Raw genomic sequence first — 21145 nt, 5'->3', positions numbered from 1 at the left:
ATAAGAAAAGTTACTCCACAACTAGTTGATAGCTGCATGAGATGTAATCGCATATTCTTTTGTAAACACACAATTTGTTGTGGTAAATACAGAGAACATACATTTGTTGCAGTGGATACATAGCCCCACTGTATTGGTGTCTGCCTCAATTTTATTGATTATATCCGGCTCGCGAAGAAGTGCTCTTCCCATAGCCACTAAGGGAAATCCTTCCATTAAGGCTTGATTAATATGATCGTAATTGTTAATGCCACCTAGGAGAATAAGTTTTGCATGTTTTACAACAGGCTTAAATTGGCGTGCAGATTCAAGCATATAAAGATCCTTATAAGGGTATTCTCCCAAAATCTTTCGCCCAAACCACTTTACTCCTAGTTTCATTATTCCTTTTTGCGTAGCAGCCATCCCTTCAATATCTGTTTCTCCTCGAAATAAATACATCTGATTTGATACAGATGACCCCATCGTTAGTTCAAATGCATCTACGGCACCAGTTTCATCCAAAATTCGAGCTGTTTGCGTTGAATCATCCAACCAGATAGATCCTTTAATCCCATCATCCATAGAAAGTTTTACAATAATAGCCAAACGATCTTTCACGCTTTCTTTTACGCGAATCAAAATTTCCTTTGCAAAACGCGTTCTATTTTCAATAGACCCTCCGTATTGGTCTTTTCGTTTGTTTATCCAAGGACTAAAGAAAGCCGAAACTAAATACAAATGTCCGAAGTGCAATTCAATAGCATCAAACCCTGCATCTGCGGCTACTTCTGCCGAATCAGCAAATTGTTCTATCACCTCTTGCATCTCCTTTTGCGTAATTGCACGACAAGTTTGTAAACTTGTTAAGTTAAAAAATCGAGACGGGGCCACAGGACGAAACCCTGTAATTTGCTTTGTTGCAACTGGCCCAGCATGTCCTAATTGCGCAGAAGCTAGTCCGCCTGCCTCATGCATTGCTTGAGTAAATTTCTTTAAGCCTTCTATATTGTCTCGAACCATTAGAATTTCTCCAGGAGCAGCAAAACCTGCCTTAGATATAGCACAATAAGCTAACGTTGTCATTGCAATTCCCCCCTCAATAAAACCCCTGTGAAAATCTATTAAGGCTTGAGTTACTTTTCCATCAGGACTTCGTCCTTCACTGGTAGCTGCTTTAATAACAGGATTTCGCAATGTTATTGGTCCTAATTGAACGGGATTAAAAAAAGGCGTTGTTACTTGCTTATTTTCTTTGTACATAATCTCTGATTTTTTAGTTATATGAAGGTATGATCTAAATTTCTTTTAGAGAATAGATAAACTACCACAATACATGTCAAAAACACTTATATGTATTGTTCTTTATACGCTTTAGGTGAAATACCAACTACTTGTTTGAAAGATTTTGAAAATGAAGAGGGAGAATCATAGGATAATTCATAGGCAATTTCCGTAATAGAAAGATCACTTGTTCCCAATAAAAGACGAGCTTGGGCAATTCGCAAATCAACCAAGATTTCTTTTGCTGTTTTGTTCGTTAAATTTTTTACTGTCTCCGAAAGATATTTTGTTGTAACATTCAATCGCTCTGCATAGTAATCCAGTTGCGTTTGTTCTTTATAGGAATCTCTAGCCAAAATCATAAACTGCAGGGCTAGATATTCGGCTCTGTTGTAATTTTGGAAGATATTTTTATCTTGTTTACTTCCAATTTCAACTAATTCCAATAACAATTCTGTAAAAGTTAAATTAAAAAGTTGAGGAGCAAAAATATGTTGATTGAGCGGTGTTTTCCTATTTTTAAGCTTGATCAGTAAGTTTACAATTCTTTCTTGCTCTTCAAATGACAAAGTCCAAATTGGAAGATACTGATGTTGAAAGTAGGAGAATGTTTGGTGAAAATCATTGAGTGCTTTAATCTCTTTCAAGTAATCTATGGTATACTTTAATCCTATAATTTCTAAATTAGAACTTAAATGTACTAATTTGATGGTGCTAATAGGTGAGCTAATTAGAATCTGGCCTTGCGTTAACGTTTTCTCTTGAGCACCTAATTGCAAGGTTAAATATCCCTTTTCAATAAATAGAATCGAGAAATATCCTTTGTCTAAAACTAATTTAGATGTACTCTTGGTTTTAAAAACAATTACTTCCTGCATAATGCTTTTGTTGCATTTATTAAAATTAGTTAAAAACTAATCTAAGTTACTTATTTTTTAAATAATAACAGATTTAATTATTCAAAAAAAATAAAAAAACTATTTTTTTTAAAAATACAAACATAATAGTAAGCTATAGATCACTAAACTGATCAAGTGTAAAAATGCGTTTGTTTATAGCCCAAAGTACTAAACCAACAATGCTTTTTGTTCCTGTTTTTGTAAAAAGCGTATTTTTGTAATTTTCTACAGTTTTAGGCGCTAAAAACAAGCGATTTCCAATTTCTTTCGCTGTACATTGCTTCGCTAAGAGATAAATAATATCGACCTCTCTTTTAGAAATATTATACTTTTTTACAGATAAATCGCCCGAACTATCATAAACAGACTCTTTTAAATAAGGAAATTGCTCACTACTTATATAATGTCCTTTGAGTAATACTTCTTTTAAGATGATTAAAAATTCCGTTAACTTGATATATTTTGGTAGATAACAGGATACTCCTAATTTTAGCATATAACCAATAAGGGATTGATTGTAATGCGCTGTTAGGATAAGCACAGGAATGTTCATTTGTTCTAGTTGAATTAACTCTAACAATTTCTCCGCTGTAGTATCTCCCAATTGAAAATCCATTATGATAAGATCAGTTGTGTGGATAATGCTCGAAAAAGATTCGTAAAAACTTGTTCCATTTACAAAGGAATAACTCACTTCAAAGTTTTCAGAAGCATTTAAAAAGTCCTTGATGAGTTCAAGAATTAAGGTGTCATCTTCAACTAGAGTTATCCTGTGTTTCATGGGGTATCAATAGAATTATTTTTGTTCCACATTGTCTGTTCTTCTTAATTTTAAAGACTCCTTTTAAGAAAAAAAGCCTGTTTTTTATATTGTAGTAACCTTGTCCCTCTTTCAATCGAATTTGACCAATGCCATTATCTTCAATTGACAAATAAATTCCTTTTGGACTGATGCGAATATCTACACCAACTTCTGTTGCTTTAGCGTGCTTTACTATATTGGTCATCAATTCTTGTACAATTCTTATAATCTGAATTTTAAAATTACCTGATTCTCCTCCATTGCAATAAATTCGAATTGTTTTATGAATACTATAAGCAGGTTTTAGCTTCTCAATTTGATAAATAATCATGAGATGTAAGGGGGAATCACTTTGAAAAGGCGGATTCAGATCGTGTGCCATGTTGCGAATAGCCACTAAAATTTGAATCATATCCGTTTCGAGTTGATCTGTCGGATACTCGTTATTAAGCTTCAATAAGATCAAACTCAATTTGTTTGATATGCGATCGTGTAAATCTCTTCCTATACGTCTACGTTCGATTTCCTGTGTTACAATTTGCAGTTGAAATAAAATGTTTCTGTGCTGACTAGCTCTTTGTTTCTCAAACACTCTTTTATTAAATGCGAGTTTCATGAGCAAACAAAACAACCCTACTGCTATTAAATTTAAACCTAACAAGAGGAAAAAAATCCACTTAACATCCCAAAACTCGAGATAAAAAACACATCTAATACTAGCCAAAGACAAATTCGCATCTAGTAATAATATTTTCATAGTAATTCTAAATTAACTTAAGTGAGTATTAAAAATGAAGTAAATCAAATAGCCTCAAAACCAGTGTGTTCTTCTGTTTTAAATCATATTGAAACATCAAAAGACTTGTACTTACTTCGCATAACTACCATCTATAAGCAAACAAATAGTAAGCCATAACCACTGAAAAAAATTTCACAATATGTGCCTTTTCTTACACAAAAAAGAAACCGTAATGCCGTTGGTTCTGTTGAATGAAATATTATATATTATAACAACCTAACCTTTAGTTAGATATAGCCAATAAAAAAGCCAAACAAACCAACATCTAGTACCCTATCAGCCTTCTAGTTTTTGTAAAAAAGGAATTCTTACCTACAACAAATATATTTAAAAAGCAGTTATTGAATAATTATATTAATTGTTAAATTACAGAAAATAAAAAGGTAATTATACTACAAAAGAAGGTAATTTTACTCTATAATCACAGATTTTGCTTTATTAGTTTTGATCTTGAACTTTAAAAGTATAAGTCATGAGTAAAAATTTAGTAAACATTTCCCAACAATTCTTGGGATTACCAATGGACTCTTTAATTGGAGGGCCATTAAATGCAGCAGCAGATGCCAACGCTAAAATGTCAATCTCTCAAACCAAATTTATTTTGGACACTTGTTTTAGCAAAACGGGCACAGAAGAAGATCCTTCTTATCAACCTATTATGATCAAGATGGAATTAAGCAGAGCTTTGATTAAAGAAGATGAAACAATTGAAGCTGTTAAGACAACGTTTAACTTGCCTTTGTTGACCATTATGCCCATTAATTCACTCGGTATTGACAATGTTGATGTAGAGTTTAATATGGAGGTTAACTCAAGCTATGCTGAAGAGAACAGCAAGGAAAAGAGCGAAAAAAGAGCTGGTGAAGCAGCGATTGAAGCCAAAATCGGCTTTGGTTTTTTCTCTGCAACAATTACAGGTAAAGTCAGTTATGACAGTAATGATTCGAGCAAAGAAAGTCAACACTATTCAAAAAGCAACTCAGCGAAGTACAATGTTAAAGTACATGCAGGGCAGCTGCCTTTACCTCCTGGCGTAGCTACTATTATTGATGTCTTCTCGAAGTCAATTGACCCAATTACTAGTACTAAAAGTGCTTAAGTAATGCGCAAGGCAGTACAGGTTTAGTAAAATATCTAGTAACAAATGGATTCCCTTTTTTAGGGAATCCATAAAAAAGTAGAAAAAGATGAATCAAAACAACAATTTACCCAAATACAGTAGAGAGCAAGAGTCAGAACTCAATATCGAATCGATTATTTCAGCTCCTCTAATTGCGCTTTCTAAAGCCAATAGTATGATGTTAAACGGACAAGCCTTATCTATTCTAAATCAGTATTTTATTAAAACTAAAAAGAAAAAAAAGGACTATTCAACATCTGTTCAAACAATCTATCGACCAAAAATGATCAATATGATACTGACCTCAAATCGAAAAATAGACGGTGAAATCACGTCTCAAGAAGTCATTTTTCAGATTCCTTTAATTTCTCTTGTCCCACTAAATACAATAGCGCTACAGAAAATGCGTGTTATTTTTAATTTAGATATAACATCAACAACAAGTTATATCAATAATACGAATGATATTATTGAGCGAAAAGCTCAATTGAACGGTAAAATTTCTAATAATAGCAGTGAAAATCCGATGCAGGAAAACTATACTAAAGCTAGTCAACGCGCATTAAAAATCGATTTAAAAGCAGGTTCTCTGCCTTTGCCGTTAGGGATTTTAAATATTTTAGAAGTTTATAGTAAGAATCTTCAACCTCTTAAAATGAAATAAATATGCAAGCAAAAACAGTACTTATATCCTGCCCCAATTGTAATGCCCCTGTTACTTTAGAAGTAACTCAGCTTATATTAGGCACTAAGTTTAGCTGTGGTCAATGTTCTGCTCTTATCGGACTTTCTTCTGACAGTACAGACACTGTATCACAGGCCATAAATGATTATGAATCAACTAAGAAATCAGTAAAAAAATAAAAATGACATCAATAAGTTTAAAAAAATTCATTCAAGCCATACATTCAGCTATTCAAATGTCTAATGAACAAATAGTAGATCAAAACTTAACGTTGCTGGATCGCTATTTTGAGGAGAAGGAAGTTCCTTCTATAGATCTTAATGGGCAAACTACCTACAAAAAAACATTAGTTCCCAAAACAGTTACACTCAGTTATCCACAAAAAGTACAACAAAGTACAGCAAATGAAGATTCGTTTACACTGCTTATGGAACCTGTTGAAGTTCCGCTTATTTCCATGATCCCCTTAGGGGTATGTGGTGTAAAAAAAGCAACATTTACCACAGCATTTCAAATGGAAGTCATTGAAGACGAATTGCAAATTCACTTTGGTAAGCCAACAGGATCTATCGTTAAAAAAGCACCTCATACCAATTTTGGTAAACTAGAACTGACTCTTAGTCCACAAGAAACTACTGAAGGATTAAGACTACTCAGTGAGGGATATGAGAATTATTTAAAAAGGCAAATAACTTAAACAACAGTACCCTTATGAATGTATTAAAACCAAACATGCAAGAGGCTGATATCGCACAATGGAAACAATTTTTACAGCAAATCGGTCAATACTCTTTTCCTATTGATGATCATTATGATTCCTTTTTTGAAGAGGCTATTAAAAATTATCAAAAGCAAAAAAAGTTAGTCCCCGATGGCTTTATTGGCAATCAAACTTGGCTTTCTGCCTACCTTGATGGGATGAAGTTTTCACCAAATCAGCAGGAAGAGTTTCCATTTAAACCAAATTTCATGCCCATCACCAAACAAGAAACAAAGTTTGAGCTTTTTGGTCTGTTGACATTCCAAAGTGATCCCAATGCAAACAATCCTGAAAATATTGTTGTTCTCAATGATTTCGAGCAAAAAAACATCGTAACAGTTGAAATTCCTCAATTTAAAAAATTGTTTGGCAACCAATACCACACTGTGCGTTTTCATCGCAAAGGAGTAAAACAATTACTCGCTTTCTTTGCGGCTATAGAAGAAAAGAAACTATTACCGCTTTTACTTACTTATGGAGGAAGTTACACCCCAAGATTAGTTCGAGGTTCAAAGACGACACTTTCTAATCACGCTTTTGGAATAGCCTTTGATCTCAATATGCAATGGAATGCATTAAACCAAAACCCCGCTTTGCTGGGAAATAGAGGTTCGTTACGCGAAATAGTTCCTTTAGCTCATCAATTTGGTTTTTACTGGGGAGGCCACTTTTCACGCCAAGATGGTATGCATTTTGAACTTGCCCAGTTATTATAAAACAACGCGCGGTTTGACAACAATTGCTGTCAAACCACGCGTTGTTTTATAGAGCAAGATGTTTGCTCAACGCATAGCAAGTTTCTCCACTCGTTTCAACCACTTTTCTCGTTGTAGTAATGTAGATTGTCTTACAATTCCGATATAGGTTACCTCTACTTTCGAAATTCCACAAAATTGAAGTGTGGCTTTTTTTAATTGATTCACACTAGGTCTGCCATACATCAAACGATAATACCAACCGGGTTGATCCAGCGTTGTAATAATATGTGCTGTTTTTCCTGTGAGTAACTTATCCCATAACATGCTATTCTCTCTATACTGGTACGTGATACCAGGCAAAAACGTACGATCAATAAATCCTTTCATCAAAGCAGGTAAACCGCCCCACCATACGGGATGAATCCAAACTAGGTGATCTGCCCATTTAATATCGTCAATTGCTTGTACTAAATCGGGTTCTAATTCCATGCGTTTTTGATAACCAAAACGCAAATTGGGATCAAAAACCAAATGACCTATTGTTATTATTTTTACACTCGCTCCGTTTGCTTGAGCACCTTTAGCATAAGCCTCCACTAAACCAACATTGAATGAAGTTGGATTGGGATGACCATTAAGAATAACTATCTTTCTCATTGTAGCACTTTGTTTGAACATTCCTTCATTTCCTAAATAGAAGATCAAAGTTACAAGAGTCCAAGCGCAGAAATAGCAGACAAATGTCTAAAACGAAATCTCCTTTCTAATTCTGCTTAAATGACGCTGAGTAATTCCCAAATAAGAGGCTAAGTATTGCAAAGGAATTGTCTGAATAAAATTAGGGTGATTGAGGAGTAAATTTTTATAACGATGCTGTGCTGTTTCTCTTTGCAATTGCATGACGCGTTGCTCTAATTCCAAATACTGTTCTTCGGCTATTACCTTTAAAAAGGTATTCCATTGCGGTAATTGACAAGCTAAATAATCTAAATCTTTTTTCTGAATCACCCATAGCCTAGCGGGTGCAATTGCCTGAATATGCTCTATACTCTTTCCTTGCGTAATAAACGCAGAATAAGCGCCAATTAAGTCACCAGGAAAGCGAAAGCAATAGGTCAATTCACTTCCTCCGTCGGTGGAGTAAAAAGAGCGAAACAAACCTGACTCAACAAAGCCAATTTCTTCACAATATTCCCCTTCTCGTATTAAAAAATCATTTTTAAACAACGATCGAGGGTGAAATAAAGCAACAATAGCTGCTATTTCATCTGCAGTAAATAAATTAAAACGCTCAAAAAAAGCAACTAGCATAGCAATCCTTTTTAAAATGTAAAAATACATTTAATCTATCTAAATATTCTTTTTTATACACACTAAGGGGCAAGAAATCTTGCCCCTTAGTCGGTTTTATACTGCTCTCCGTCTTATTTTTTAATTAAGCTAAGTGCTAAGTTCATCTCTGCATCTTGCAAATCTTGTAACCCTTTTTGAAATTGATCTGCCGTAATAGTAAAGTCTGGTATTACACCTCTACAGGTACGATCTTTATTAGCCGTTGTATTAAAAAATATTTCACTTCTTGGCAAAACAACAACAGACTCTGTATGAGGTAATTTGTAATTTACAAACCATGCCGCTGTTGTAAAATTACTACAGCTTCTTGTCTCTTGTCCTACTATTTTTCCGCGTTTATTTGATTGAAATAAATAAGCAAAATAAGCCGCAGCTGATATTGTATTGTTGTTTTGTAATAGAATAACATTGCCTGTAAATGCATTTTTATCCTGAGGATAGTTTTCAATATAATATTCATCCAAACGAGTATTTCCATAATAAAACCCATCTGCCTCATTTAGATCAAATCGCTGCTTCATAAAATTATCCAGACTGATGATATCAGTTGAATTGGCAAGCTTATTATTCTCGTCTACTAAATTCTCTTTCACATTAATTGTAGGCACTTTAGTCGCGTACTTATAAATGTTTTTGAAATTCTTTTCCTGGCTAATGAAAGAATAAAACAGGGGAATATTAGATAACGCACCTCCGTCATTATCTCGAATATCCAATACCAGATTTTTAATGCCCTTTTCTTTTATTGTTGTAAATAAGTTGCTCAAAATATAATAGCTATATTCTTCAGACAAATCAAATGATTTAATACTTAAAACAAAGGTATCTGCATCTACTTCATATCCATAAATACCAGAATTATAAGCTATAAGTGTAAAAGGAAGCACTGTTTTGTTTCTGTTGTAATTGAACCTTTCATAGTTTAAAGATTTTGTTGTTACACTTTGTATTCCTGTTCCCCCGTCTACGCTATAGGTGATCGTATAAACTTCCGTATTCGGAAATTGCAACGATACAGCTTGACTAAAGTCTTTATTCGTACTTGCTTCAATATCACCGTCCACTTTGTTTGCTATCTTGGCGATGATATCCCCTACTTTTTGTTGATTCACTGTTAGAATTTCAGCTCCAATTGGAATTTCATTGGTATACTGATTAACAAAAACACGATTGTTATATACACTAGTTGCAAAAGGAAAAAATCTAATCGTTTTGGTTAATTCATCTAAAATTAATGCGTCTGGCATTACATCGGTATGAGTATCGCGAATTAGAGAAATCGGATTTACAATACAAAAATTAGGATAAGTAGGTTCTTTCTCTAATTTTTTTCTCAATACAGCTACCTCCTTGTCGAAAGTTTCTTCTTGAATAAATCGAAATGGATTTGGATGTTGCTCTTTTATAATTCGCACCATAAAATCAAAATCAGCGAGGTATTCTTTTTTTGTTATCTTTTTAATTGCATTTTGAGATAATGCATCAAAACAAGAAAACAAAGCCATAAAACAAAATGTTTTATTTAATTTCATAAAGATATATATTTATTTTAATTAAAAGAAAACAAATATATCATTTAGATAAAACAGGGAATTATAATATTCTATTATTTTTTTCTTTAATAAAAACTAAAATGGGTCACTAGGTGAAAATGCCGCACTATTAGCCTATTTCTCTTTTTTTAAATTTTTTGTTTTACTTGAAAATGAGAAGAAGAATTAAAACCCCTATTTAGTATAGTTAATTGAACCACTAGAACGTTCTAATTAAGTTAGAATACTCCATGATCTCATTAGTCGAATATATCACAAACAACGGTTAAATAGCGGTAAAACAGCTCAAAAAAAACCTAATCCAACTAATTTTACTCTTTAAAATTAGTTATTATGAAATACAATCTTTTATTTTTAATCTTTATTTTTTCTACTACCCTACTGAGTTGTAGTAAAGATTCTTTAGAAGTTGATACAAAAAAAACACAGGTGGATTATCTTGGAGCCCAACAAATGGATAAAAACACAGACTTTAAGTTTATTGAGTCATCCGATTATGAAAAACTTCTAATGGTCAGATTGGAAGCTGTTACTGTTTTTAATGAAAAGTTAGTTTCAGACCAATTTTCCTTAGGGAAGGGAGAAAAGAAGGAAATTTTAATCAAAAAGGAAGGAGTTACAACTTTTGACCATTACATTAAAAGTTATCGCATTATACGTCACAAAGACCAAGAACCAGCATTTAAAAAACCTTATTTATAGATTGAGTATTTTACTTCAGTCTTACAATTCTAGTTCTCGTCCTAATAAAGTGGAGCAGAGATTTTAGATCTACCTAAGTTTTGACTACTTTTGGCAGCTTTGAATGCAATACAAATCGTATTGTAAAAACAAATTCGAGTATGACACATTCAACATCCCTTATTCGCATAGGTATTGTAGGTTACGGCAATTTAGGAAAAGGCGTAGAACGCGCTATTTTGCAAAATTCTGATTTAGAGTTAATAGGTATTTTCACCAGACGCTCACCTGAAAGTATAGTAACAACTTCACGCGTTATTGCTTTAGATCAAGTACTTGATTATAAATCAAAAATTGACGTGATGATTCTTTGTGGAGGATCTTCTACTGATTTACCAGAGCAAGTTATTCAACTATCAACACACTTCAATACAGTAGATAGCTTTGATACACATGCCAAAATTCCGACTTATTTTGCGCAAGTAGATCAATGTGCAAAAGCGAATCAAACGTTGAGTTTAATTTCAACGGGTTGGGATCCTGGTTTATTCTCTATGTTGCGTTTATTAGGCGAGAGCATTTTACCGCAAGGAGATACGTATACCTTTTGGGGCAAAGGATTAAGCCAAGGACATTCGGATGCTATTCGCCGTCTTGATGGAGTTAAAAATGGAGTGCAATATACTTTGCCGATTGAAAAAGCATTAGAAGAAGTTCGTTCAGGGAAGAGTCCTTCTTTTACAGCTGCAGAAAAGCATGAAAGAGTTTGTTATGTTGTTGCTGAAGATCAAGCTAATAAGGAAGAAATTGAGCAAGCAATCAAAACAATGCCTGATTATTTCGAACCATACCATACAACAGTTCACTTCATATCAGAAGATGAATTAAAGCGAAATCATAGCGCTATGCCACATGGTGGATTTGTTTTGCGTTCTGGAGAAACGGGAAATGGCAATCAGCAACATATAGAATTTGGTTTGAAACTAGACAGTAATCCAGAGTTTACATCCTCTGTTTTAGTAGCTTTTAGTCGTGCAATTGCAAAAATGGCTAAAGAGGGACACATTGGAGCAAAAACAGTATTTGACATTCCGTTAGGTTATCTATCGCCAAAATCAGCCGAACAGTTGCGCAAAGAACTCTTATAAGGATTTGATTAACAATAAAAAAGGGCATACTATTTCTAGTATGCCCTTTTAGTTTGAGCTAAAAGCTATTATTTTCCTTTAAAATCAGGTGTTCTTTTTTCTACAAAAGCCCCAATTCCTTCTTTTTGATCTTCGGTATGAAACAAAGTACCAAATAAAGCACCTTCTTGCTTCAATCCTTCAGCAAGTGAAAGGTCGAATCCTGTATGCATAGAATCTTTTGCTTTTGCAACAGCAATTGGTCCTCTTGAAGCAATTTTTTGAGCCATTGCATTTGCTTGATTCAACAACTCATCAGCTGGAATAACGCGATTTACAAATCCCATTGCTTCACAAGCTGCTGCTGTATAAAAATCTCCTGTAAAGACCATTTCTTTTGCCTTATAAAGACCTATGGCTCTAGGCAGACGTTGTGTTCCACCAAAACAAGGCAATAAACCTAGAGTTGCTTCAGGTAAGCCAAACTTTGCTTTTTCACTCGCAAGTATAATATCACAAGATAAAGCTAACTCACATCCACCGCCTAAGGCAAATCCATTTACGGCTGCGATAACCGCAATAGGCAATGCTTCGATTGCGTTGAATGCAGCCTGCGCTGTATAAGAAAAAGCTGTTGCTTCTTCTGGAGTCATACTTTGCATCGCTTTGATATCTGCACCTGCAACAAACGCTTTCTCTCCAGAACCGGTAATAATTAAAACGCGAATATCACCTTGTTCTTTCACTTGATCTGCAAATGATTTCAATTCCGCCAATACCGTTGCATTCAACGCATTTAGCGCATCAGGACGATTAATCGTCAATGTGCCAATATACCCCTCTTGTTGGTAAATTAAAGTTTCAAAATTCATCATTATTGCTGGTTTAAAAATTTGATAATACTCGAAAAGTCAAACTTCCCGTTCCCTGCTTCACTCCACATTCTGTATAAATTAAGTGCAGCATTTCCCAAAGGTGTTGAACTTTTTGTATCTAAACTCGCTTCTGCAGCAAGTCCAAGATCTTTAGCCATTAAATCAACAGCGAAACCACCTGCATATCCTTTAGATGCGGGTGTATTTTCTGCCACTCCTGGATAGGGATTATACACCTCTAACGACCAGTTTCTACCTGAGCTCTTTTGCATAATCTCACTCAGTACTTTGGGATCTAATCCATGGCGTACACCTAAATTGATTGCTTCCGAAGTACCAATCATATGAATGGCTAACAACATATTATTACAAATCTTAGCTACTTGTCCAGCTCCAGATTCACCAGCGTAAAAAATATTCTGTCCCATACCTTCTAAGATTGGTTTTGCTCGCTCAAAATCTGAGGCTGCACCACCCACGATAAAAGTCAAGGTACCCGCTTGTGCACCAGCTGTGCCTCCAGATACTGGAGCATCGATCATTGCATGTCCTTGTGTAGCTGCTAGAGCTGCAACAGTACGAGCAGTAACCGCATCGATTGTACTACTGTCAATGATAACAGCATTAGGTTGTAATTGAGCCATAAATTCCAGGCTATATAAATCGGATACATGCTTTCCAGAAGGCAACATAGAAACAACTACTTCTGCTCCTTTCGCAACTTCTAATGCCGATTTAGCAACTTTACCACCTTGAGCAACCAACTGATTTAAAGCAACTTCACTTAAATCAAATCCCGTTACTTGATGTCCTTTTTTTATTAGGTTAGCAGCCATTGGGCCACCCATATTTCCTAAGCCTATAAAAGCTATTTTTGCCATACTCTTTTAGTTTTTACCTAAATTCTTTAAAACGCAATTCTCTTTCGTCCAAAGTGGCTTAAAGTAACCCTCCACCCAATCAGACGTAACATCTTCTAAAGTAGCAGGTTGCCACTTAGGAGATTGATCTTTATCTACTAATAATGCACGTACACCTTCAGCAAAATCAGGATGAATACAACACTGACAAGCAAGGTTTAATTCCGTCTGGAATACTTGCTCTAAGCTATATGATTTTCCATCTTGTAGTTGTTTAAAGATTATATGTGCCGAACTAGGAGATCCTTTGATGAAACTTTGCACCCCTGTTTCAATCCAACTGTCTTTTTCAGAACAGTTTTCTAAAATAGCGTGAAATTCATCTACCGTTTTTACCTGTTCAAACTGCTTGATAAACGATTGGTGAGCCTCTGCTTGAGAAACACCAAGGGTATACTTTTTAGCAAGATTTACTAAGATTTCATCGATTTGATTGGCTACTTCTGTTGTCCAACTAGCTTGTAATAAAGCATCTACTACCTCTTGTTTGGCCGTTGATTCGATATAGTAATCTGCCAATCCCAAGAAACGACAATCTGCAGCATCTAAACGAGCACCTGTCAATCCTAGGTACATCCCATAAGCGGAAGGCATGCGATTTAGAAACCACGTTGCTCCTACATCTGGAAATAAACCAATGGTAATCTCTGGCATAGCTAATTTACTTCGCTCTGTAACAATGCGATGAGAAGCCCCTACCATTACGCCAATTCCACCACCCATTACGATTCCGTGTCCCCATACAACAATAGGTTTCGGATAGGTTTGAATGTCGTAATTTAAAGCGTACTCTTTGGAGAAAAAATCAAAACAACCCGCAGGTACTTGTGTCGCATCAACTTTGCGTTGCTCGATAATATTATCGTACAATTGTCTAACGTCTCCACCAGCACAAAGCGCTTTTTCTCCAGCTCCTTGAATAAAGATGCAAGCAACCTCACTCGAATTTTTCCAAGAAGCCATAGTAGCTGTTAAAGCTTCTATCATTTCCAGATTCAGTGAATTCAACGTTGCTTCTGAATTCAACGTTATGAAACCTACTTTATTCTTTATTTCTGTTAGTATTAAACTCATTTTATTTGGTATTATCGGATTTCAGCTGTTGCGCCTTCTTCTAGTATTCTTCTTGAAATAACCAATTTCATAATTTCATTGGTTCCCTCTACAATTTGGTGTACACGAGCATCGCGCATCAATCGTTCTACGGGAAAATCTTGCGTACAGCCGTAACCACCTAATAACTGTAAAGCTTCATTACAAACAGTAAAGCTATTATCTGTAGCGAAACGCTTGGCCATGGCACAATACGTCGTTGCATTGGTATCTTTAGAATCCAATTTAAAAGCAGCTAAGTACACCATTTGACGTGCGGCTACAAGTTCAGTTACCATATCGGCAATTTTAAACTGGAGGGCCTGAAATTGAGCCAGCGATTTGCCAAACTGCATGCGTTCATGCATATAACGTTGTGCTAGGTTTAAAGCTCCTTGTGCGGCTCCAACAGAACAAATACCAACGTTGATACGACCTCCATCTAACCCTTTTAAAGCTATTTTAAATCCATCGCCTTCTTTACCCAATAAATTCTCCGCAGGTATTTCTACCTGATCAAAGAATACAAAACGCGTGGGTTGCGTATTCCAACCTAGTTTTTTCTCTTTTTCACCAAAGCTAATTCCCTTAGCATCTGCTGGAACAACAAAAGCACTGACTCCCTTAGGACCAGCTTCTCCTGTACGAGCCATAACAACTAAGAAATCACTTTCTCCTGCTCCAGAAATAAACGCTTTTGTACCGTTTAGGATGTAGCTATCTCCTTGTTTTACTGCAGTAGTTTTTAAACTAGCTGCATCAGATCCTGAATCAGGCTCTGTCAAACAGTAGGAACCTAATTTGATACCCGCTGCTAATGGTGGACAGACAGCTTGACGAACTGCTTCAGTTGCAAATTCGTCAATCATCCAAGTCACCATATTGTGAATGGTAATATACGCAGTTGTAGAGGGACAAGCTGCAGCTAATTCTTCAAAAATAATAGCGGCATCTAACCTTGTGAATCCCAATCCACCTACATCTTCTCTTGTGTAAACGCCACAAAAACCTTGTTCTCCGGCTTTCTGAATCGCTTCACGTGGGAATATTTTATTTGCATCCCAATCTGAGGCATAAGGAGCTAACTCTTTCTCTGCAAAACTCCTTGCCGCATCTTGAAATGCTAATTGATTTTCATCTAAATTAAATTGCATAATATGAACTTCCCCTTATTTAAGATTAATAGTCATATTTACTTTTCCTCCAGGTACATCCTCCTCAAACCAACGAGCGGTGATCGTTTTGGTCTCTGTATAGAAGCGAACGCCTTGTTTTCCGTAAGAATGTAAATCTCCAAAAAATGATTTTCGCCATCCTGTGAATGAGAAAAACGGCAATGGCACTGGAATTGGAAGGTTTACCCCAATTTGCCCTACTTGGATTTCATGTTGGAATTTACGCGCTGCTGCCCCTGAATTGGTAAAAATAGACGTCCCATTTCCATAAGGGTTGTTGTTTATAATTTGGATAGCCTCATCTAGTGTATCTGCTGTTACTAATAACAAAGCAGGTCCAAAGATTTCTTCTTTGTAGATATCCATATCTGTTGTTACTTTATTGAACAACGTTGGTCCTACAAAATATCCTTTCTCGTAACCAGGTACAACGCAGTCGCTTCCATCTAATAGTACTTCAGCTCCTTGATCGTATCCACTTTTAATCAAACGCAATACTTTTTCTTTGGCTTGTTTGTTGATTAATGGTCCGTAAGCTGCCGCATCGTCAGACCAAACACCAGGTTTGATTGTGCTCAATGCCTCTTTAATCTCATTCACCCAGTTTTGAGCTTCTCCTACTAATACAGCCACACTAATCGCCATACAACGTTGCCCTGCTGCACCACAAGAAGCACCAACTAAATTATTGATTACCTGTTGTTTATTTGCATCCGGCATTACAACCATATGGTTTTTTGCTCCACCAAATGCTTGAACGCGTTTTAAGTTGTGTGTTCCTGTTCGATACACATGTTCTGCTACAGGTACCGATCCTACGAATGAAATCGCACGGATATCTTCGTGATTTAAGATGTGATTCACTTGATCTTTAGATCCGTGTACAACATTTAAAACTCCTTTAGGGAATCCTGCTTGTTGAAACAATTCGGCTAATTTCATTGCCGTCATTGGCGCTTGCTCAGATGGTTTTAGGATAAATGTATTTCCACATGCAATAGCCATTGGGAACATCCATAAAGGAATCATTGCCGGAAAGTTAAACGGAGTAATTCCCGCACAAACACCCAACGGTTGAATGTAACTATACGTATCTACTGCACGAGCTACATTTTCAACTGTTTCTCCCATCATCAAGGTCGGAATAGAACAAGCGTGTTCTACTACTTCGATTCCTCTCCAAACATCTCCCATCGCATCGGCTAATGTCTTTCCATTTTCTGTGGCTAAAATTTCCGCAATTTCCTGTTGATGTTCTTTTAATAAATGTTGGTATTTTAAAAATAAACGTGCACGCTCTGGTGTTGCTACTTCTTTCCACGTTTTAAATGCTTCGCCTGCTAAGGCAATTGCTTCATCAATTTCCTCAATTTGAGTTAGAGGAACTTCTGCTAATATATCTTGTGTTGCTGGATTCTCTACAGGTAGGTACGCAGTTGTTTTACTCTCTGTAAAAGCTCCGTTTACAAATAGTTTTATTTTTTGTGTCATAATATTCATCATTTATTTGGTTTGGTGGTTGCTTGTAAGGAACAAGAGTTGATTTTTCAATCAACTCTTGTTTTATAAGCTTAGATAACTAGTAAGTCAACAAACTCGTTTACGTTTAGATTAACTAATGTGTTGTAATCTAAAGAGTTTTCCATCACTACTCGTTGTTGTTTTTCTGGGTAAATACGCGCTAAGTTAATTTTGTATTTCTTGATTAATTCAGGAATACCTTCTTCTCTTCTGCGTTTGTGTCCAATTGGATATTCTACTACTACTTCATCAATTGTAGAACCGTCATTGAATGTGATAGTCAATGCGTTAGCAATAGAGCGTTTTTCTGGATCGTGGTAATCTTTGGTAAATTGAACATCTTCCACACATTCCATTTTATCGCGTAAAACGTCAATTCTTGAATCTGAAGCGATATTGTCTTCATAATCTGCTGCAGTTAATCTTCCGTAGATTAATGGAACAGCAACCATATATTGAATACAGTGGTCACGGTCAGCAGGGTTATCTAATGGACCTTTTTTGTCAATGATACGAATAGCAGCTTCGTGCGTGCGAATCGTAATTTTTTTGATGTCCTCTGTTGATTTTCCTAATTCTTTTAATTTTCCGTGTAAAGTCATCGCTGCTTCAACTGCAGTTTGCGAGTGGAATTCTGCAGGGAATGAAATTTTGAACAATACATTTTCCATTACATAAGACGAGTAATCTCTTTGGAATTTGAATGCATTTCCTTTGAATGAAACATCATAGAATCCCCATGTTTTAGCTGTTAATACAGATGGGTATCCCATTTCTCCTGTTTTTGCCATTAAAGCTAAACGCACCGCGCGAGATGTTGCATCTCCAGCAGCCCATGATTTACGACTTCCTGTATTTGGAGCATGACGGTAAGTTCTCAAAGCTTGTCCATCAACAAAAGCTAATGATATAGCATTGATCAACTCATCACGTGTTAATCCAATTAATTTTCCTACTACAGCTGTAGAGGCTAATTTTACTAATAATACGTGGTCTAATCCAACGCGGTTAAACGAGTTTTCTAAAGCCATCACCCCTTGCACTTCGTGCGCCATGATCATTGCTTCTAAAACTTGTTTCATTTTTAAAGGTGCTTTTCCTTCTGCAAGGTTTGTTCTTGACAACCAATCTGCAGTAGCTAAAATTCCTCCTAAGTTATCTGAAGGGTGTCCCCACTCTGCTGCTAACCACGTATCGTTGAAATCTAACCAACGTACGATAGTTCCAATGTTGAAAGCCGCTTGAATCGGATCCAATTGAAATTGTGTTCCTGGTACTTTTGCTCCATTCGGAACAACTGTACCTTTTACTACAGGTCCTAATAATTTAGTACATGCAGGGTATGTTAAAGCTTCTAACCCACATCCGATTGTGTCTAATAGACAGTAATGTGCTGTTTTCCAAGCTAATTCATTTTTAATTTCATAGTTTAATACGTAATCCGCAATGTCCACTAATACTTGATCTGGTTGTGGTCTTTCGTTTGAAATGTGTAATGACATTTTAAATACTTATTTTTTAGTTATTAATTTATTTTCTGTTTTTGATTGAGACAAAATCTTTGTTTTCTGGTCCTACGTAGTTAGCACTTGGACGGATGATTTTTCCATCTTGACGCTGCTCCATAATGTGAGCACTCCAACCTGTAATACGCGAAATCACGAACAACGGTGTGAACATCAAGGTTGGTACTCCCATTTGGTGGTAAGAAACAGCAGAGAACCAGTCTAAGTTAGGGAACATTTTCTTCTCTTCCCACATCACGCTTTCTAAACGCTCTGCAATATCGTATAAAAGCATATCTCCTGCTTCTTTAGACAATTGTTCTGCAACTTTTTTGATCACGATATTTCTTGGATCAGAAATCGTATATACAGGGTGTCCAAAACCGATGATTACTTCTTTGTTTGCAACTCGACTTCTGATGTCTTGTTCTGCTTGATCTACATCGTTGTAACGGCTTTGTATTTCAAAAGCTACTTCATTAGCACCTCCGTGCTTTGGTCCTCTTAATGCACCAATAGCTCCTGTTACACAAGAATAAAAATCAGAGTTAGTTCCCGCAATCACACGACTAGTAAATGTAGATGCATTGAATTCATGTTCTGCATATAGAATTAAAGAAACTTGCATGGCCTTTACCCATGATTCTGACGGTTTTTTTCCGTGCAACAAGTGCAAGAAATGTCCTCCGATTGTTTCGTCGTCCGTTTCTACTTCAATTTCTTTTCCATTGTGTGTATAATGGTACCAATACAATAATCCAGAACCGAAAGAAGCTAATAATTTATCAGCAATATCTCTAGCTCCAGCCATATTGTGGTCATCTTTCTCTGGTTGAATAGTACCAATTGCAGAAACCATTGATCGCATTACATCCATAGGATGTGCAGCTGCTGGTATATTTTTTAAAATACTGCGAACGGATTTGGGTAAACCACGCAGTGATTTCAATTTAGCCTTGTAGTTTTTTAATTGAGCTTCGTTTGGTAAATGTCCGTAAATTAATAGGTATGCCACCTCTTCGAACTCTGCATTCTCTGCTAAATCTAGTATATTATATCCTCTGTAGTATAAATCATTACCGCTTTTGCCCACGCTGCACAAAGCTGTATTTCCAGCCGCAACTCCAGAAAGCGCAACGCTCTTCTTTGGTTTAAAGCTTGTTTCGTTATTTGACATGCTTATTGTTTTTTAAATAGGTTGTTTAATTTTTGTTCGTAATCGTGGTAGTTAATACTGCTGTATAACTCTTCACGTGTTTGCATGGTATCTAAAACATTAGCTTGTGTGCCTTCTTGACGAATGTGATTATACACGTTTAATGCCGCTTTATTTGCTGCACGGAAAGCAGAAAGAGGATAAAGTACTAAGCCAACACCTGCTGCTTTTAATTCTTCTACTGTATACATTTTGATCATTCCAAACTCTGTGATATTTGCAAGTACAGGAATACCTGTTGCATCCACAAATTTTTGATAGAAACTCAAATCAGGCACAGCTTCTGCAAAAATAAAATCTGCTCCTGCTTCTTTATACGCAATGGCTCTTTCTAATGTACTTTCCAATCCTTCGTTAGCAAAAGCATCTGTACGAGCACCAATAACGAAATGCTCATCTGTACGTGCATCAACAGCAGATTTAATGCGATCTACCATCTCTTGCATGCTTACTACCTCTTTTCCTGGACGGTGACCACAGCGTTTTGCTCCTACTTGATCTTCTATATGTAAGGCCGCTGCTCCTGCTTTGATTAATGATTTTACCGTTCTAGCTACGTTAAATGCCGATGGACCAAATCCTGTGTCAACATCTACCATTAACGGTAAATCACATATATTGGTAATGCGTTGTACATCGATTAAAACGTCCTCTAATGTAGTGATTCCTAAATCTGGTACGCCTAATGATCCCGCAGCAACACCTCCTCCTGATAAATAAATAGCATTAAATCCTGCTTGTTGTGCCAATAAAGCGTGGTTCGCATTAATAGCTCCAACAATTTGGAGGGGACTTTCCTTCTGCATCGCCTCCCTAAAAAGTAATCCGGGAGATTTGAAATTGTTTGTTTTGTTCATTCTTATGGTTGTTAATAATCTAAATCTTGACTATAAAAAGTAGTGGATCAAATCTTGTTGAATGTTTGTAGGGCTAAAATAGCTAGAGCCCTTCTGGCTTCAACCACTGACAAACTACTTATATTTGATAAATATATGAATATTTTTATTGAAAACTTTTTTATATCTAAATTTCCATAAAATAAAATCAGCCAAACAAAAGTTAAATACTGTCGAATAGACAAAAGGCAGGTTAAATTAACCC

At 35.9% G+C, this 21145-nt stretch carries 22 protein-coding genes; 7 read left to right on the top strand and 15 right to left on the bottom strand.

Annotated elements, in window-relative coordinates:
• Nucleotides 1-21 precede the first annotated feature (21 nt).
• The 4 genes from H4K33_RS01090 to H4K33_RS01075 all read right to left on the bottom strand — a co-directional run bounded on the left by H4K33_RS01090 (nt 22) and on the right by H4K33_RS01075 (nt 3721).
• On the bottom strand, nt 22-1242 hold the full coding sequence (locus tag H4K33_RS01090; protein ID WP_182646658.1) for an NADH:flavin oxidoreductase: 1221 nt from the start codon (nt 1240-1242) through the stop codon (nt 22-24).
• Nucleotides 1243-1328: 86 nt separating this feature from the next.
• Entirely contained in the window at nt 1329-2141 is an 813-nt protein-coding gene (locus H4K33_RS01085; protein ID WP_182646657.1) for a helix-turn-helix domain-containing protein, read from the bottom strand.
• A 133-nt stretch (nt 2142-2274) separates the two neighbouring features.
• Complete coding sequence (locus H4K33_RS01080; RefSeq protein ID WP_182646656.1) at nt 2275-2943, bottom strand: response regulator transcription factor; 669 nt, start codon at nt 2941-2943, stop codon at nt 2275-2277.
• Nucleotides 2918-3721 (bottom strand): sensor histidine kinase, encoded by an 804-nt coding sequence (locus H4K33_RS01075; RefSeq protein WP_182646655.1) that lies wholly within the window; start codon nt 3719-3721, stop codon nt 2918-2920. The genes H4K33_RS01080 and H4K33_RS01075 overlap by 26 nt, the downstream gene beginning before the upstream one ends.
• Nucleotides 3722-4235: 514 nt before the next feature.
• Between H4K33_RS01075 and H4K33_RS01070 the strand changes: the two genes are divergently transcribed.
• The 5 genes from H4K33_RS01070 (at nt 4236) to H4K33_RS01050 (ending at nt 7044) form a co-directional block, all read left to right on the top strand.
• Nucleotides 4236-4862 (top strand): DUF2589 domain-containing protein, encoded by a 627-nt coding sequence (locus H4K33_RS01070; RefSeq protein WP_182646654.1) that lies wholly within the window; start codon nt 4236-4238, stop codon nt 4860-4862.
• A gap of 88 nt (nt 4863-4950) precedes the next feature.
• Nucleotides 4951-5547: a DUF2589 domain-containing protein gene (locus tag H4K33_RS01065; RefSeq protein WP_255493512.1), complete on the top strand. Its 597-nt coding sequence runs from the start codon at nt 4951-4953 to the stop codon at nt 5545-5547.
• A gap of 2 nt (nt 5548-5549) precedes the next feature.
• Nucleotides 5550-5747, top strand: coding sequence for a hypothetical protein (locus tag H4K33_RS01060; RefSeq protein WP_182646653.1), 198 nt, complete (start codon nt 5550-5552; stop codon nt 5745-5747).
• A gap of 2 nt (nt 5748-5749) precedes the next feature.
• On the top strand, nt 5750-6265 hold the full coding sequence (locus H4K33_RS01055) for a DUF2589 domain-containing protein (RefSeq protein ID WP_182646652.1): 516 nt from the start codon (nt 5750-5752) through the stop codon (nt 6263-6265).
• Nucleotides 6266-6279: 14 nt separating this feature from the next.
• Nucleotides 6280-7044 carry a M15 family metallopeptidase gene (locus H4K33_RS01050; RefSeq protein ID WP_182646651.1) on the top strand — a complete coding sequence of 255 codons (765 nt, stop codon included), beginning with the start codon at nt 6280-6282 and terminating at the stop codon, nt 7042-7044.
• Between the two features lie 66 nt (nt 7045-7110).
• On the opposite strand, the gene H4K33_RS01045 is transcribed toward H4K33_RS01050, so the two are convergent.
• From H4K33_RS01045 to H4K33_RS01035, 3 genes are all read right to left on the bottom strand, one after another.
• Complete coding sequence (locus H4K33_RS01045; protein WP_182646650.1) at nt 7111-7683, bottom strand: NAD(P)H-dependent oxidoreductase; 573 nt, start codon at nt 7681-7683, stop codon at nt 7111-7113.
• 87 nt (nt 7684-7770) lie between these two features.
• On the bottom strand, nt 7771-8337 hold the full coding sequence (locus H4K33_RS01040) for a Crp/Fnr family transcriptional regulator (RefSeq protein WP_182646649.1): 567 nt from the start codon (nt 8335-8337) through the stop codon (nt 7771-7773).
• 113 nt (nt 8338-8450) lie between these two features.
• Nucleotides 8451-9911: a S41 family peptidase gene (locus H4K33_RS01035; RefSeq protein WP_182646648.1), complete on the bottom strand. Its 1461-nt coding sequence runs from the start codon at nt 9909-9911 to the stop codon at nt 8451-8453.
• A gap of 354 nt (nt 9912-10265) precedes the next feature.
• Here H4K33_RS01035 and H4K33_RS01030 point away from each other — a divergent pair, with 354 nt between their 5' ends.
• Together H4K33_RS01030 and H4K33_RS01025 are read left to right on the top strand one after the other, a co-directional pair.
• Nucleotides 10266-10634, top strand: a complete 369-nt coding sequence (locus H4K33_RS01030; protein ID WP_182646647.1) for a hypothetical protein — start codon at nt 10266-10268, stop codon at nt 10632-10634.
• A gap of 140 nt (nt 10635-10774) precedes the next feature.
• Nucleotides 10775-11761 carry a diaminopimelate dehydrogenase gene (locus H4K33_RS01025; protein WP_182646646.1) on the top strand — a complete coding sequence of 329 codons (987 nt, stop codon included), beginning with the start codon at nt 10775-10777 and terminating at the stop codon, nt 11759-11761.
• Between the two features lie 68 nt (nt 11762-11829).
• On the opposite strand, the gene H4K33_RS01020 is transcribed toward H4K33_RS01025, so the two are convergent.
• The 8 genes from H4K33_RS01020 to prpB form a co-directional block, all read right to left on the bottom strand.
• Nucleotides 11830-12615 (bottom strand): enoyl-CoA hydratase/isomerase family protein, encoded by a 786-nt coding sequence (locus H4K33_RS01020; protein WP_255493511.1) that lies wholly within the window; start codon nt 12613-12615, stop codon nt 11830-11832.
• A complete protein-coding gene (mmsB, locus tag H4K33_RS01015; RefSeq protein WP_182646645.1) occupies nt 12615-13496 on the bottom strand; it encodes a 3-hydroxyisobutyrate dehydrogenase in 882 nt (293 codons plus the stop codon). Before mmsB ends, H4K33_RS01020 begins: the two co-directional genes overlap by 1 nt.
• A 6-nt stretch (nt 13497-13502) precedes the next feature.
• Entirely contained in the window at nt 13503-14609 is a 1107-nt protein-coding gene (locus H4K33_RS01010) for an enoyl-CoA hydratase/isomerase family protein (protein ID WP_182646644.1), read from the bottom strand.
• Between the two features lie 11 nt (nt 14610-14620).
• Entirely contained in the window at nt 14621-15781 is a 1161-nt protein-coding gene (locus H4K33_RS01005; protein WP_182646643.1) for an acyl-CoA dehydrogenase family protein, read from the bottom strand.
• A 15-nt stretch (nt 15782-15796) separates the two neighbouring features.
• A complete protein-coding gene (locus H4K33_RS01000; protein ID WP_182646642.1) occupies nt 15797-17293 on the bottom strand; it encodes a CoA-acylating methylmalonate-semialdehyde dehydrogenase in 1497 nt (498 codons plus the stop codon).
• Between the two features lie 80 nt (nt 17294-17373).
• Complete coding sequence (locus tag H4K33_RS00995; protein ID WP_182646641.1) at nt 17374-18825, bottom strand: bifunctional 2-methylcitrate dehydratase/aconitate hydratase; 1452 nt, start codon at nt 18823-18825, stop codon at nt 17374-17376.
• Nucleotides 18826-18853: 28 nt separating this feature from the next.
• A complete protein-coding gene (gene prpC / locus H4K33_RS00990) occupies nt 18854-20005 on the bottom strand; it encodes a 2-methylcitrate synthase (RefSeq protein ID WP_182646640.1) in 1152 nt (383 codons plus the stop codon).
• A 2-nt stretch (nt 20006-20007) separates the two neighbouring features.
• Entirely contained in the window at nt 20008-20901 is an 894-nt protein-coding gene (gene prpB, locus H4K33_RS00985; RefSeq protein ID WP_182646639.1) for a methylisocitrate lyase, read from the bottom strand.
• Nucleotides 20902-21145 lie beyond the last annotated feature (244 nt).

It is taken from the genome of Myroides sp. WP-1 (genome assembly GCF_014145635.1).
In the GTDB taxonomy this organism is placed as follows: Bacteria; Bacteroidota; Bacteroidia; order Flavobacteriales; family Flavobacteriaceae; genus Flavobacterium.
Note: the sequence above shows the minus strand (reverse complement) of the source record. Positions and strands in the feature narration are given on the sequence as shown.

Bases quoted from the DNA above. Each gene is read 5' to 3' on its own strand.
- H4K33_RS01090 (WP_182646658.1), bottom strand. From the start codon at position 1,242: ATGTACAAAGAAAATAAGCAAGTAACAACGCCTTTTTTTAATCCCGTT.
- H4K33_RS01085 (WP_182646657.1), bottom strand. From the start codon at position 2,141: ATGCAGGAAGTAATTGTTTTTAAAACCAAGAGTACATCTAAATTAGTT.
- H4K33_RS01080 (WP_182646656.1), bottom strand. From the start codon at position 2,943: ATGAAACACAGGATAACTCTAGTTGAAGATGACACCTTAATTCTTGAA.
- H4K33_RS01075 (WP_182646655.1), bottom strand. From the start codon at position 3,721: ATGAAAATATTATTACTAGATGCGAATTTGTCTTTGGCTAGTATTAGA.
- H4K33_RS01070 (WP_182646654.1), top strand. From the start codon at position 4,236: ATGAGTAAAAATTTAGTAAACATTTCCCAACAATTCTTGGGATTACCA.
- H4K33_RS01065 (WP_255493512.1), top strand. From the start codon at position 4,951: ATGAATCAAAACAACAATTTACCCAAATACAGTAGAGAGCAAGAGTCA.
- H4K33_RS01060 (WP_182646653.1), top strand. From the start codon at position 5,550: ATGCAAGCAAAAACAGTACTTATATCCTGCCCCAATTGTAATGCCCCT.
- H4K33_RS01055 (WP_182646652.1), top strand. From the start codon at position 5,750: ATGACATCAATAAGTTTAAAAAAATTCATTCAAGCCATACATTCAGCT.
- H4K33_RS01050 (WP_182646651.1), top strand. From the start codon at position 6,280: ATGAATGTATTAAAACCAAACATGCAAGAGGCTGATATCGCACAATGG.
- H4K33_RS01045 (WP_182646650.1), bottom strand. From the start codon at position 7,683: ATGAGAAAGATAGTTATTCTTAATGGTCATCCCAATCCAACTTCATTC.
- H4K33_RS01040 (WP_182646649.1), bottom strand. From the start codon at position 8,337: ATGCTAGTTGCTTTTTTTGAGCGTTTTAATTTATTTACTGCAGATGAA.
- H4K33_RS01035 (WP_182646648.1), bottom strand. From the start codon at position 9,911: ATGAAATTAAATAAAACATTTTGTTTTATGGCTTTGTTTTCTTGTTTT.
- H4K33_RS01030 (WP_182646647.1), top strand. From the start codon at position 10,266: ATGAAATACAATCTTTTATTTTTAATCTTTATTTTTTCTACTACCCTA.
- H4K33_RS01025 (WP_182646646.1), top strand. From the start codon at position 10,775: ATGACACATTCAACATCCCTTATTCGCATAGGTATTGTAGGTTACGGC.
- H4K33_RS01020 (WP_255493511.1), bottom strand. From the start codon at position 12,615: ATGATGAATTTTGAAACTTTAATTTACCAACAAGAGGGGTATATTGGC.
- mmsB (WP_182646645.1), bottom strand. From the start codon at position 13,496: ATGGCAAAAATAGCTTTTATAGGCTTAGGAAATATGGGTGGCCCAATG.
- H4K33_RS01010 (WP_182646644.1), bottom strand. From the start codon at position 14,609: ATGAGTTTAATACTAACAGAAATAAAGAATAAAGTAGGTTTCATAACG.
- H4K33_RS01005 (WP_182646643.1), bottom strand. From the start codon at position 15,781: ATGCAATTTAATTTAGATGAAAATCAATTAGCATTTCAAGATGCGGCA.
- H4K33_RS01000 (WP_182646642.1), bottom strand. From the start codon at position 17,293: ATGACACAAAAAATAAAACTATTTGTAAACGGAGCTTTTACAGAGAGT.
- H4K33_RS00995 (WP_182646641.1), bottom strand. From the start codon at position 18,825: ATGTCATTACACATTTCAAACGAAAGACCACAACCAGATCAAGTATTA.
- prpC (WP_182646640.1), bottom strand. From the start codon at position 20,005: ATGTCAAATAACGAAACAAGCTTTAAACCAAAGAAGAGCGTTGCGCTT.
- prpB (WP_182646639.1), bottom strand. From the start codon at position 20,901: ATGAACAAAACAAACAATTTCAAATCTCCCGGATTACTTTTTAGGGAG.